Annotated in this window: 12 protein-coding genes, 1 rRNA gene and 1 riboswitch; all 13 genes read right to left on the bottom strand. The window is 42.8% G+C overall.

The window, feature by feature from the left end; genetic code table 11:
- Window positions 1-14: 14 nt before the first annotated feature.
- Window positions 15-1,550, bottom strand: a complete 1,536-nt coding sequence (gene purH / locus Q8G36_RS03765) for a bifunctional phosphoribosylaminoimidazolecarboxamide formyltransferase/IMP cyclohydrolase (RefSeq protein ID WP_305159045.1) — start codon at window positions 1,548-1,550, stop codon at window positions 15-17.
- Window positions 1,551-1,568: 18 nt separating this feature from the next.
- Window positions 1,569-2,144 carry a phosphoribosylglycinamide formyltransferase gene (gene purN / locus Q8G36_RS03760; protein WP_305159044.1) on the bottom strand — a complete coding sequence of 192 codons (576 nt, stop codon included), beginning with the start codon at window positions 2,142-2,144 and terminating at the stop codon, window positions 1,569-1,571.
- On the bottom strand, window positions 2,144-3,169 hold the full coding sequence (gene purM, locus Q8G36_RS03755; protein ID WP_305159043.1) for a phosphoribosylformylglycinamidine cyclo-ligase: 1,026 nt from the start codon (window positions 3,167-3,169) through the stop codon (window positions 2,144-2,146). The genes purN and purM overlap by 1 nt, the downstream gene beginning before the upstream one ends.
- A 42-nt stretch (window positions 3,170-3,211) precedes the next feature.
- The gene (gene purF / locus Q8G36_RS03750; RefSeq protein ID WP_305159042.1) at window positions 3,212-4,627 is read right to left on the bottom strand and encodes an amidophosphoribosyltransferase; all 1,416 of its coding nucleotides are present in this window, start codon (window positions 4,625-4,627) and stop codon (window positions 3,212-3,214) included.
- A complete protein-coding gene (purL, locus tag Q8G36_RS03745; RefSeq protein ID WP_305159041.1) occupies window positions 4,612-6,834 on the bottom strand; it encodes a phosphoribosylformylglycinamidine synthase subunit PurL in 2,223 nt (740 codons plus the stop codon). The genes purF and purL overlap by 16 nt, the downstream gene beginning before the upstream one ends.
- A complete protein-coding gene (gene purQ / locus Q8G36_RS03740; RefSeq protein WP_305159040.1) occupies window positions 6,818-7,504 on the bottom strand; it encodes a phosphoribosylformylglycinamidine synthase subunit PurQ in 687 nt (228 codons plus the stop codon). Before purQ ends, purL begins: the two co-directional genes overlap by 17 nt.
- The gene (gene purS / locus Q8G36_RS03735) at window positions 7,501-7,755 is read right to left on the bottom strand and encodes a phosphoribosylformylglycinamidine synthase subunit PurS (RefSeq protein ID WP_034306118.1); all 255 of its coding nucleotides are present in this window, start codon (window positions 7,753-7,755) and stop codon (window positions 7,501-7,503) included. The genes purQ and purS overlap by 4 nt, the downstream gene beginning before the upstream one ends.
- A complete protein-coding gene (purC, locus tag Q8G36_RS03730) occupies window positions 7,748-8,467 on the bottom strand; it encodes a phosphoribosylaminoimidazolesuccinocarboxamide synthase (RefSeq protein WP_305159039.1) in 720 nt (239 codons plus the stop codon). Before purC ends, purS begins: the two co-directional genes overlap by 8 nt.
- Before the next feature lie 103 nt (window positions 8,468-8,570).
- Window positions 8,571-9,863, bottom strand: a complete 1,293-nt coding sequence (gene purB, locus Q8G36_RS03725) for an adenylosuccinate lyase (protein ID WP_305159038.1) — start codon at window positions 9,861-9,863, stop codon at window positions 8,571-8,573.
- A complete protein-coding gene (gene purK, locus Q8G36_RS03720; protein WP_305159037.1) occupies window positions 9,860-11,020 on the bottom strand; it encodes a 5-(carboxyamino)imidazole ribonucleotide synthase in 1,161 nt (386 codons plus the stop codon). The genes purB and purK overlap by 4 nt, the downstream gene beginning before the upstream one ends.
- Window positions 11,004-11,492: a 5-(carboxyamino)imidazole ribonucleotide mutase gene (gene purE / locus Q8G36_RS03715; protein WP_251432251.1), complete on the bottom strand. Its 489-nt coding sequence runs from the start codon at window positions 11,490-11,492 to the stop codon at window positions 11,004-11,006. The genes purK and purE overlap by 17 nt, the downstream gene beginning before the upstream one ends.
- 178 nt (window positions 11,493-11,670) lie before the next feature.
- A riboswitch (purine riboswitch) is annotated at window positions 11,671-11,772 on the bottom strand.
- A 74-nt stretch (window positions 11,773-11,846) separates the two neighbouring features.
- Complete coding sequence (locus Q8G36_RS03710) at window positions 11,847-12,047, bottom strand: NETI motif-containing protein (protein ID WP_095390347.1); 201 nt, start codon at window positions 12,045-12,047, stop codon at window positions 11,847-11,849.
- A 616-nt stretch (window positions 12,048-12,663) separates the two neighbouring features.
- A 5S ribosomal RNA gene (gene rrf / locus Q8G36_RS03705) occupies window positions 12,664-12,778 on the bottom strand.

Here is a 12,778-nt window from a genome sequence, read left to right as displayed (position 1 = left end):
CACCTCATTTTTGATTAATGTTTAAAGTGACGAATTCCTGTAAACACCATCGTAATCCCATATTCATCAGCTTTCTTGATTGAATCCTCATCTTTAACAGATCCACCAGGCTGAATGATTGCCGTGACGCCCGCTTTCGCTGCCGCTTCTACAGTATCATCCATTGGGAAGAAAGCATCTGATGCCAATGCACTTCCTGTCACTCTTTCCCCAGCTTGTTCCAGAGCAATTTTTGCAGCTCCCACACGGTTCATTTGACCTGCGCCAACACCTAATGTCATTTGATCGTTACAAACCACTATTGCATTCGACTTAACATGTTTCACGATTTTCCAGCCAAGTTCCATGGCTTTCCACTCTTCAGGGGTAGGCTCACGTTTCGTTGCCACTTTTACCTCTGCATCCTTTAAGCTATGTGCATCCCGATCTTGAATAAGTAATCCGCCTTCAATGGATGTCAATTTACGTTCAGGCTTTTTAACCGCGTCAAAATCGATCGTTAATAAACGAAGATTTTTCTTGCTTGTCAATACTTCCACTGCCTCTTGCGTAAACCCAGGAGCAATGATGATTTCAAGGAAGATTTCATGAAGCTTTTCCGCAGTTGCCTTATCAACTTCACGGTTCAAAGCGATGATCCCACCGAAAATGGAAGTGGCATCTGCCTCATAAGCTTTTTCATATGCTTCCAAAATGGTTGCACCGACACCGACGCCGCAAGGATTCATATGTTTGACTGCAACAGCAGCAGGCTCATTGAATTCTTTAACGATTTGAAGTGCTGCATCAGCATCATTAATGTTGTTGTATGAAAGTTCTTTTCCATGTAATTGCTTCGCTTCTGCAATTGAGAAAACGGAACCAAGCGGTTTTTTATAGAATGCGGCTTTTTGATGTGGATTTTCCCCATAACGAAGCGACTGTTTCAATTCATAGGTAACAGTCAATGATTCAGGATTTTCTTCATCGGCAAGCTCTGTCATATACTCTGAAATAACGGCATCATATGCTGCTGTATGGCGGAAAACTTTTGCAGCCAGGCGGCGATTCGTGGTTTTTGATACCCCGCCGCTTTGTTTCAGCTCAGCCAATACGGTAGGATAATCATTGGAATCAACGATAACAGTCACATATTCGTGGTTTTTAGCAGAAGAACGAAGCATTGTCGGTCCGCCGATATCGATGTTTTCAATAGCATCTTCCACAGTTACTTCCGGTTTGGAAATAGTAGCTTGGAATGGATATAGGTTTACACAGACAAGTTGAATGGGTTCAATATTATGCTCTGCAAGCTGTGCTGCGTGATTTTTGTCATCATGTTTTGCCAACACTGCTCCATGGACATTCGGGTGAAGTGTTTTAACACGCCCATCCAATATTTCCGGGAAACCGGTGACGTCACTGATTCCAATTACCTCAATACCATTATCCTGCAGCGTTTTTTTGGTACCGCCTGTAGAAATAATCTCAAAACCTGCTTCAATTAAACCTTGAGCAAATTCTACGATACCTGTTTTGTCCGATACACTAATTAATGCACGTTTCTTCATGTTATGTTGGTCCCTCCATTAAGTAAGTTTCTTGTGGCATAGCTCCTGCAAAACTGACGGGTACAAGTCATGCTCCATTTCCTGAATCCTTTTTTGAAGGATGTCCTTCGTATCCCCCTCAAGAATTGGCACAGCTTTTTGGGCAATAACCGGTCCTGTGTCCATTCCATCATCAACATAATGAACCGTTACCCCCGTTTCCTTCACTCCGGCGTCAAAAGCCTGGCCAATAGCATCCTTGCCTGGAAAACTAGGCAGAAGTGAAGGGTGGATGTTCACAATCCTCTGTGAATACTTTTGTAATAATGTCGGACCGATCAAACGCATATAACCAGCCAGAATGATAAATTCTATCTCATACTGGCGAAGTTTTTCCAGGATTTCCGATTCATACTCATTCTTGTTAGAGTAATTCTTTGCTGAAAAGGAGAAAGAATCAATATTCTCAAGCTTAGCTCTCTCAAGCACATATGCGTCTTCACGATCGCAAACGACAAGACAGATTTCCGCCTCCAACTTTCCACTTTTTATTGCTTCAGCAATTGATTGAAAATTACTACCGTTACCTGATGCAAAGACAGCAAGGCGTTTCATTATTTGAATGACACTCCATTTCCATCCACAACCGTTCCAATAATTGAGGCTTCTTCACCGCAAGAGCGTAAGTGGGCTAGTACATCGGATGCCACTTCTTTTTTCACGACAGCCGTCATTCCAATTCCCATATTGAAGATATTGAACATTTCCTCTTTTACAAGGTTCCCTTTTTCTTCAAGGAATGAGAATATAGTTGGAATTTCCCAGCTTCCAAGCTCGATTTCAACACCGCATCCTTCAGGAAGAATACGCGGAATATTCTCGATGAATCCTCCACCAGTGATATGGGCAAGACCATTAACCTCAAATTTTTCCAACGTCGATAAAATGGACTTCACATAGATTTTCGTCGGTTTTAATAATTCCTCTCCCAACTTGCAATCCAGTTCCGGTACGAAGTCATGAAGCCCCATACCTGAGTCTTCAAGAAGGATTTTACGAACAAGGGAATACCCATTACTGTGGATGCCGCTTGAAGCGAGTCCAATAACGACATCACCCGCCGAGATTGCTTCACCAGTAATTAGACGTGATTTTTCAACGGCACCTACAGTAAAACCTGCCACATCGTATTCTTCTGTCTCGTACATGCCTGGCATTTCAGCAGTTTCTCCGCCGATTAATGCACAGCCCGCCTGCTCACAGCCATCTGCAATTCCTTTGACGATCATTTCAATTCGTTCAGGATCTGCTTTACCGCAGGCAATATAATCTAAAAAGTATAAAGGTGCAGCACCTTGAACGACAACATCATTGACGCACATAGCTACACAATCCACTCCAATTGTATCGTGTTTATCCATCATGAACGCCAATAAAAGTTTCGTACCCACTCCATCCGTACCTGAAATGAGCACAGGTTCTTTAAGGTTCAAGGAAGATAAATCAAACATGCCGCCGAAACCGCCCAAGCCATTCATTACTTCTGGACGAAATGTGCGCTTTACATGTTTTTTCATTCGATTTACCGCTTCATAACCAGCCTCAATATCCACACCAGCCTGTTTATATGCATTAGCCATTTGAAATCCTCCTCCGAAAATCAATCATCATTACCGACTTGATTAACATTTTGTTTTTTCTCGTTCGTATTCAAAAATTTCAGTCGGATAATTTCCGGTGAAACAAGCTAGGCATGAACCGCGCGTTTCTCCTGAAAACGGTCGTCCAATTGCTTCGACCATACCTTCGACACTTAAAAAAGTTAAGGAATCAGCACCGATGATTTCCCTAATTTCCTCCACCGATTTAGAGTTCGCAATCAGTTCTTCCTTTTTAGACGTGTCAATGCCATAAAAACATGGATTCTTGATCGGTGGTGAACTGATTACTACATGCACTTCTTTCGCTCCGGCATCTTTTAACATGCGGACAATCCTTCTGCTCGTTGTCCCACGGACGATTGAATCATCAACCATTATGACCCGCTTACCTTCAACTACCCCTCTTACAGGTGATAGTTTCATCTTCACGCCTTGTTCACGCAGACTTTGTGATGGCTGAATGAACGTCCGTCCAACATACCGATTTTTTATTAAACCCATTTCATAGGGAATGCCCGCAGCTTCAGCATAGCCAATCGCTGCCGAAATGCTGGAATCAGGTACACCTGTAACTACATCGGCTTCAATTTTGGTTTCCAGTGCCATTTGCTTGCCAAGGTTTTTTCGTGCCGTATGAACATTGATACCATCAATGTTGCTATCCGGACGGGAAAAATACACGTACTCCATCGTGCACATTGCCTGTTGACTGGATAGCGAAAAATACTCGGATGTGATTCCCTCATCATTAATGACAACGAGTTCACCCGGTTCAATATCGCGGATGAATTCTGCACCTACAATATCAAGTGCACATGTTTCGGATGCAGCGAAATATGCATCGCCTATTTTCCCCAAGGAAAGTGGACGGAAGCCATGCGGATCTCTTGCCATGATCATTTGGTTTTCAGTCATGATGACAAAGGCATAGGCTCCCTTCAGCATGCTTAAACTGTTCTTCACGGAATCTCGTACATCCGAGTAGCCGGAGCGTTTAATCAGATGGGCCAGTACTTCCGTATCAGATGTCGTTTGAAAAATGCTTCCCTGTCCTTCAAGTTGTGCTTTTAACTGATGGGCATTGACGATATTCCCATTATGGGCAAGGGCCAGCCCTCCTGTATGCGAATTGAACAAGAAAGGCTGAACATTTTGATACCCGCCCCCGCCTGCCGTTGTATAACGGACATGGCCGATTGCCGCTTTTCCGGTACCGGAAAGTGCCTGCATTTTTTCGGCAGTGAATATCTCTGTGACAAGTCCCTCGCCCTTAGAGATGGACATCTGCTCACCATCCGTCACGACGATGCCTGCTCCCTCTTGACCACGATGCTGCAAGCTATGCAAACCGTAGTAAGCAAGCTGTGCTGCATCGGGATGTCCCCAGACTCCAACAACACCACACTCTTCGTTTAGGCTTCTTATTTCAGCAAGCATGGTATAGCTCCCTTCCAAGCTGTTTGTAAATCTTCAACGTCCGCTTCCAATACTTTGCTATCACTGCCTGCCGCCACGACTAATTTATTATCATCCGTTACTGAGCCTATGCATATCGCATCTTCGACAAGTGCTTCAAATGCCGCTTGGTTTTCAGGACTGATGGACAGTAAGAATCGTGATTGCGTTTCACTGAATAATTCGGATACCGGTTCACCGGTAATATTCACTTTTGCCCCAAGTTTGCCTGCCCCGAATAAAGATTCAGCTAAAGCAACTGCCAAACCGCCTTCCGAAAGGTCATGGGCTGATGCAACAAGTCCTTTTTGGATTGCAGTCAGAATTTGCTGCTGACGTTTTTGTTCAATGGCCAAATCAAGTTCTGGAGCGCGTCCAAAGATTTTACCCTCGAGCATTTTCTGTAACTCACTGCCTCCAAATTCAACTTTCGCTTCTCCGACCACATAAATCAAATCGGATTCATTTTTAAATGTTTGTGTAGTGATGTGCTGAAGGTCACTGATAAGACCAACCATCCCAACTACAGGTGTCGGGTAAATCGCTTCACCATTCGTTTCATTGTAAAGGGAAACATTTCCACCAATTACAGGAGTACTTAAGCTTCTGCAAGCTTCACTCATACCGTCTGCCGCTTTTTCCAGTTGCCAAAATATTTCAGGTTTTTCTGGATTCCCAAAATTCAAGCAATCCGTAATCGCTAAAGGTTCCGCACCCGAGCAAATGATGTTACGGGCTGCTTCAGCCACTGCGATTTTGCCACCTGTTTCAGGATCTAAATAAATAAAGCGGGAGTTGCAATCCGTCGTCATGGCAAGGGCCTTATTCGTACCCCGTACACGCACGACCGCTGCATCCGATCCAGGTGAGACGACTGTATTCGTGCGGACCATGTAATCATATTGGTCGTAGACCCATTCCTTACTCGAAATTGTCGGTTGCTTCAATAGTGATACCAATGTTTCTTTATAATCTCCAATGACTGGCACTTCTGCCGTCATGCTTTGGAAGTCACGGAAATATTGCGGTTCTGCAGATGGCTTGTGATAAATCGGAGCTTCTTCAGCCAATGCATCAACCGGAACCTCAGCAACGATTTCACCTTGATGGGAAAGTGTTAGATTTTTATCATCCGTTACTTCACCCACAGCAACCGCTTCTAGGTCATATTTCGTAAACAAATCAACGATTTCCTGTTCGCGCCCTTTAGTGACAACGATCAGCATCCGCTCTTGTGATTCAGAAAGCATCATTTCATATGCTGTCATTCCCGTTTCACGCTGCGGGATCAAATCAAGGTTCATTTTTATTCCTGAGCCAGCTTTACTAGCCATCTCGGCAGATGAGCTTGTAAGACCTGCTGCTCCCATATCCTGAATACCAACAAGGGCATCATTTTGAATCAATTCAAGGCATGCTTCCAAAAGCAGTTTCTCCATGAATGGATCTCCTACTTGTACGGCAGGCCGTTTTTCTTCCGAAGACTCCGAAAGCTCTTCAGATGCAAATGTTGCTCCATGAATACCATCACGTCCAGTTTTGGCACCCACATACATCACTGTGTTGCCCACTCCATGCGCTTGGCCTTTTTTAATGTCCTTATGATCAATCAAACCGACACACATGGCATTGACCAGAGGATTGCCTTCATACGATGGATCAAATTGAATTTCTCCGCCGACAGTTGGAATTCCGATACAATTCCCGTATCCTGCAATCCCGGCAACCACTTCTTTAAATAAATATTTCACGCGATCATTGTCTAACTCACCGAAGCGAAGCGAGTTCAACATCGCAATCGGACGGGCACCCATGGAGAAAACATCACGGATAATACCGCCGACACCAGTAGCAGCACCTTGATAAGGTTCTATTGCCGAAGGGTGGTTATGACTTTCAATTTTAAAAACGACAGCCTGATCGTCACCGATATCAACGATACCTGCTCCTTCACCAGGACCTTGTAGCACTTTCTCCCCTGTAATCGGGAATTTCCTTAAGATAGGTTTTGAATTTTTGTAGGAACAATGCTCTGACCACATAACTGAAAACAATCCAGTTTCCGTATAATTCGGCAGTCTGCCTAAGATTTTCTCCACCATTGCAAATTCATCATCGGATAGTCCCATAGTTGCGTACAATCGATCCGATTTAATTTTTTCCGGACTTGGTTCAAGCTGTAATAACATGTGATTCCCTCCAGTTTTTTACGATGGATTGAAAAATCTTTAAGCCGTCTTTACTGCCAAGCAGCGAATCAACAGCACGTTCGGGATGAGGCATCATTCCGAGGACATTTCCTTGTTCATTTGTAATTCCCGCTATTTGTTCCAAGCTTCCGTTTGGATTTTCACCATCATACGTGAACAAGATGCGGTTATTTCGTTTTAATTCAGCCAATGTCTCATTATCGCAGTAGTAATTCCCTTCACCATGGGCAACCGGGATCGTAATCGTTTCATTTAATTCATATCCTGTCGTGAACATCGATTGATTATTTTCAACTTTCAATCCTACATTGCGGCAAATGAATTTCAAGCCTTCATTACGGCGCATCGCTCCAGGTAAAAGTCCTGCTTCAAGTAAAATCTGAAAACCGTTGCAGACACCCAAGACAGGCTTTCCTGCTTGTGCGGCTTTTACGACTTCGGCCATTACATTCGAAAATCGTGCAATTGCTCCAGAGCGTAAATAGTCTCCATAAGAGAAACCTCCTGGAAGGAGAATCCCATCATACTGATCTAGATTGTCTGTAGAGTGCCAAACATACTCCACTTCTTCCCCCAGTGCATCCTTTATCGCATGGAACATATCGACATCACAATTGGAACCAGGGAAAACTATGACAGCAAATTTCATTGGGTAATAACCTCCTCAACATCATAACGGTAAGCTTCAATTACCGTATTGGCCAATAGTTTTTCACACATTTCCTTCACAAGTTGATCTAAATCACGATCCGTATCCTTAATTGTAAGTTCAATGTATTTCCCCACTCGAACATCACTAACTTCGTTATATGTCAAGCTATGAAGTGATTGTTGCACTGCTGCTCCCTGTGGATCTAGTACACTTTCGCGTAGTGTGATATATACCTTAACCTTATACATGTTGAGTACCCTCCAACTTTGCTAGTATTTTTTCGTAAGCATCTGTTAAACTGCCTAAATTACGGCGGAATACATCTTTATCTAACTTTTCGTTCGTGTTAATATCCCATAATCGGCAGGTATCAGGTGAAATTTCATCTGCCAGCAGAATGTCTCCATTCGGGGTTTTACCGAACTCTAATTTAAAATCAATCAATTTAATGTCCAATTCTTTAAAGAAGGAAGTTAAGACGATACTGATTTCTTGTGCCTTTTCTTTTAAAATGGCTACATCTTCCTTGCTTGCAAGTTCCAATTCTTCAATATGGTCTTCCGTTAACAGAGGATCGCCGAGCTCGTCATCTTTATAGTAAAACTCAATCAGCGTTTTCTTGAGCGGCTGACCTTCTTCCATGCCAGTCCTTTTAGAAAAACTGCCGGCCGCCGTATTTCTGACAACGACTTCAAGCGGAATGATGGATACCCTCTTGACTAGCTGCTCCCGGTCGGAAAGCTTTTCAATAAAATGGGACGGGATATTTTCCTGGGCAAGCTTTGAAAAAAGTAAGCTAGTAATTTGATTATTCAACTTACCTTTTCCGGCAATCTCCGACTTCTTCTCACCATTAAACGCTGTTGCCGAATCCTTGTATTCCACCCATACTATTTCACTGTTGTCCGTTGCAAAAATCTGTTTCGCTTTTCCTTCATACAACAATTCTCGTTTTTCCATCTGTCCAGACCCCCACATTGTGAATATTACGAATCTTCCTGCCATTGATCAGGCTTGGCAAACATATCACCGTTTAGAGGTGCCATGTTTGCCGCCTTCACTTTTATAAACCTAAACGATCAAAGATTACATCAACATTTTTCAGGTGATGTGTAGGATCGAAACAATCATCAAGTTCTTCTTTCGTTAGCAAGCTTGTGATTTTATCATCCTTTTCGATCAGGCTTCTGAATGGAACCTGAAGCTCCCATGCTTCCATCGCTTTCGGCTGAACCGTATCATAAGCTTCTTCACGGACAAGTCCTTTATCGATAAGGGAAAGCAGCACACGTTGTGAGAAAATCAATCCCAGTGTACGGTCCATATTGCGTTTCATATTTTCTGGATAAACGGTCAAGTTCTTCACTATATTGCTGAAACGGTTCAGCATGTAGTTTAATGCGATCGTTGCATCCGGAAAGATGATGCGCTCAGCAGAAGAATGTGAAATGTCACGTTCATGCCATAATGGCACATTCTCATATGCTGTCATCATGTAACCGCGGATTACACGAGCCATACCTGTCATATTTTCAGAACCGATTGGATTCCGTTTATGAGGCATTGCCGAAGATCCCTTTTGTCCTTTTGCGAAGAATTCTTCCACCTCGCGTGTTTCACTTTTTTGCAAGCCGCGAATTTCAACTGCGAACTTTTCAATTGATGTCGCAATTAAAGCCAATGTGCTCATATAATGTGCGTGGCGATCGCGCTGTAATGTTTGTGTTGAAATAGGCGCTGCTTCAAGGCCAAGCTTTTCACAAACGAATTTTTCAACGAACGGGTCGATGTTTGCGTAGGTTCCGACAGCTCCAGAGATTTTCCCAACCTCTATGTTCCTTCTAGCTTCTTCAAAACGTTCGACATTTCGTTTCATTTCTTGATACCAAAGAGCCAGTTTCAACCCAAAAGTGGTCGGTTCCGCATGAACTCCGTGTGTACGTCCCATTTGAACCGTGTATTTATGTTCTTTCGCTTTATTTTTCAGGATCTCCACGAAGTTATTTAAATCCTTGGCAAGGATATCATTCGCTTGCTTTATCACATATGAAAGAGCTGTATCCACCACATCAGTAGAAGTCAGACCGTAATGGACCCATTTCCGTTCTTCACCCAACGTTTCAGAAACCGCACGTGTAAAAGCAACAACATCGTGGCGTGTATCTTTTTCGATTTCATTGATACGGTCCACATCGAATGTCGCATTTTCACGAAGAAGCTTCACATCTTCTTTTGGAATGACACCTAGTTCAGACCATGCTTCACAAGCTAAGATTTCAACTTCCAACCACGCATTAAAGCGGTTATTTTCTGTCCAAATGTTTCCCATCTCTGGGCGGGTATAACGTTCAATCATTTTACTTCCTCCGTTTCAACCTGTTGATTCCATATTTTGCTTCGATCACTTTCCAAAAGAGCTTCCTCAATCGTTGGGCGTAAAATATTCACATGACCCATTTTCCGCTTAAGCTTGGCTTCTTTCTTACCGTAAAGGTGAACCTTCCAATCTGAAAGCGTCGGAATTTCATCCATTAATGGCCCGATATGCTCGCCAAGGATGTTTATCATTACCACCGGCTTCAATAATGCCGTATTTCCGAGCGGCCAATTGCAGACAGCCCTTATATGCTGTTCGAACTGTGAAGTCTCACATGCTTCCATTGTATAATGGCCAGAGTTATGAGGTCTTGGCGCTAATTCATTAATGATGATTTCATCCTGGGCGGTTAAAAACATTTCTACTGCCAATGTCCCTACCAAGTCAAGTTTCTCTGCAAGCTGCAAAGCTTCATTAATAGCTTTCCGTTCAGCTTGTTGACTAATACGTGCAGGAACAATACTTTTATGAAGTATGTTTTCAATATGAATGTTTTCCGCAATCGGAAAATGACTTGCCTCGCCATCTGCCTTGCGTGTCACGATAATGGAGATTTCTTTTACGAAAGGAATCCAGGCTTCCAGCACACATTTACCTGTTTTGAGCAGGGATTCAGCCTTTTTGATATCGGCTTCTTCCTTAATGACCAACTGCCCTTTTCCATCATAACCGCCCCGTGTCGTTTTTAACACACTAGGGTACCCTAATTTCTCTATATGAAGGTAAATTTCCGAAATATCCTGTATTTCCTGATATGGAGCAACAGAAGCCCCTGCATCAGATATGGCTTTTTTTTCCGTCAGTCTATCCTGTGTCAGCTTTAATAATTCTGAACCCTGTGGAAGAAATGCATGTTGCTTTAACCAATCCAGGGCTTCTGAACTGATATTTTCAAACTCATATGTTATGACGTCACTGACCTCAGCTAATCTTTTCAATGCTTCGATATCATCATAAGCACCAGTGATTTCAATATCCGCCACTTGAGCACATGGACCTTCTGCAGTCGGCTCAAGGACCGCTATCTTAAAGCCCGATGCCTTAGCCGATAAGGCCATCATCCTGCCTAATTGCCCACCGCCGATTATTCCAATGGTCTGTCCCGGTAAAATGATTGTATTATTTAAGTTGTTCACTGCTCTGTAACACCTTTTCTCTGGTTTCGTCTCGTAAAGCCTCTAACCTATCAGCAATGTCAGAATCAAAAGCTGCTAATATTTGAGCCGCAAACAAACCGGCATTGACTGCGCCCGCTTTTCCGATCGCAACCGTTGCAACCGGTACGCCACCAGGCATTTGAACAATCGATAATAACGAATCCATCCCATTTAATGCCTTCGACTGTATTGGCACGCCTATCACAGGGACAATCGTTTTAGCGGCGGTCATACCTGGAAGATGTGCAGCCCCGCCTGCTCCGGCAATAATCACTTTAATCTCTCTCTCTTTTGCACTCTCTGCATATTCAAATAGTAAATCCGGCGTCCGGTGGGCGGAAACGACTCTTTTTTCATAGGGAATCTCAAGCTGTTCCAATGATTCACAAGCGTATTTCATCGTTTCCCAATCCGAGACACTTCCCATAATAACCCCAACTTGCGGTTTCATATCATCTTTCCCTCCAACACTCATATTATGGCGTCCCGAGTATGCAGACGGACGCTTATCATTATCTATAACATGTAAATTAAAAAACCGGACAGGTTGCTTCCTCATCGAGAAAGCAACCTGTCCGGAAAAGAAAGCCCTTTTGAAAAAAATACAAAAAGACTTGGCTAGTTTCCAAATAGTCAGATGCTTTTCTCATAGTCCGATGATTTACGGTCATCAGGTAGAAACTTTTGGGCCATATCCCCATGATTATATGAGATGTATTAATGTAACTTCATCTTACCTTCCGGACATTTTAATGTCAAGTTAAAATCGAATATTTTTACATGATATTAATTAATCGTTCGTGTTTTACTCAATTAATTTTGCTTCGAATACAATTTTTCTATCAACTGGCACATAATGGACTTTGCCATTCTCGATTCTCTCGGCAAAGATGGGCTCTTCCGTACGCCTTACAGGAAAGTACCCTGCCGCTTTAATTCGATCTAAACATGCATCGATCGTCTCGCCTTCGATAACTTCAAACTTTTCCTTACTCTTTTTACTCACAATACCGATCCCTTCCATAATTCTATTTTGTCCGTCTTCTTCCTTAGTATCCAACTTGCATTAATATCATCAATAAATTCTTCCTAGTATAATGAAAAGAACAAGTAAAGACAAGAATACATTTCAATAAAATCGATTACATTATAATAGAAATACCATAAGGCCTCAGATTATGATAACCCTGTCTTCCGTAAAAGCGCCTACTCATAAATCCATCCCCTTCTCCCCCTTTGAATTACTATAGCCTGATTCATGAAATGAACCTCTGCTCCATGATCGGTACATATTCGTATCTTGCTCCCATGAATTATTTCAATTCAAGTGAAACCGATTATATAAGTCAGCTGTTGGAATTCGAGACGGACTTAACGATAGATCGAATTAAATAGGCTGCAGGTCGATTTATTTCATTTCAGGTCGAAAAAATTAATCTGCAGACCGATTTATTCCAATTTTGGTCGGAATTAAATAGTCTGCGGGTTTAATTATTTCATTTCAGATCGAATAAATTAGTCTACAAGGCGAAATAAATGTTAATTTATCTCACTTCTCCCTGAAAGTTGAAAATATATCAATACAAAAAAAGACCAGCCGGATGGGCTGGTCTTTTTAAATGGCTTGGCGGCGTCCTACTCTCACAGGGGGAAACCCCCAACTACCATCGGCGCTGAAGAGCTTAACTGCCGTGTTCGGAATGGGAACGGGTGTGACCTCTTCGCTATCGCCACCAA

The organism is Peribacillus frigoritolerans (genome assembly GCF_030676415.1).
In the GTDB taxonomy this organism is placed as follows: Bacteria; Bacillota; Bacilli; order Bacillales; family DSM-1321; genus Peribacillus; species Peribacillus frigoritolerans_A.
Note: the sequence above shows the minus strand (reverse complement) of the source record. Positions and strands in the feature narration are given on the sequence as shown.

Coding starts and splice junctions, on each gene's coding strand:
- purM (WP_305159043.1), bottom strand. CDS start 3,169: ATGGCTAATGCATATAAACAGGCTGGTGTGGATATTGAGGCTGGTTAT.
- purS (WP_034306118.1), bottom strand. CDS start 7,755: ATGTATAAGGTTAAGGTATATATCACACTACGCGAAAGTGTACTAGAT.
- purH (WP_305159045.1), bottom strand. CDS start 1,550: ATGAAGAAACGTGCATTAATTAGTGTATCGGACAAAACAGGTATCGTA.
- purE (WP_251432251.1), bottom strand. CDS start 11,492: ATGAAACCGCAAGTTGGGGTTATTATGGGAAGTGTCTCGGATTGGGAA.
- purN (WP_305159044.1), bottom strand. CDS start 2,144: ATGAAACGCCTTGCTGTCTTTGCATCAGGTAACGGTAGTAATTTTCAA.
- purL (WP_305159041.1), bottom strand. CDS start 6,834: ATGTTATTACAGCTTGAACCAAGTCCGGAAAAAATTAAATCGGATCGA.
- purQ (WP_305159040.1), bottom strand. CDS start 7,504: ATGAAATTTGCTGTCATAGTTTTCCCTGGTTCCAATTGTGATGTCGAT.
- purB (WP_305159038.1), bottom strand. CDS start 9,863: ATGATTGAACGTTATACCCGCCCAGAGATGGGAAACATTTGGACAGAA.
- purC (WP_305159039.1), bottom strand. CDS start 8,467: ATGGAAAAACGAGAATTGTTGTATGAAGGAAAAGCGAAACAGATTTTT.
- purF (WP_305159042.1), bottom strand. CDS start 4,627: ATGCTTGCTGAAATAAGAAGCCTAAACGAAGAGTGTGGTGTTGTTGGA.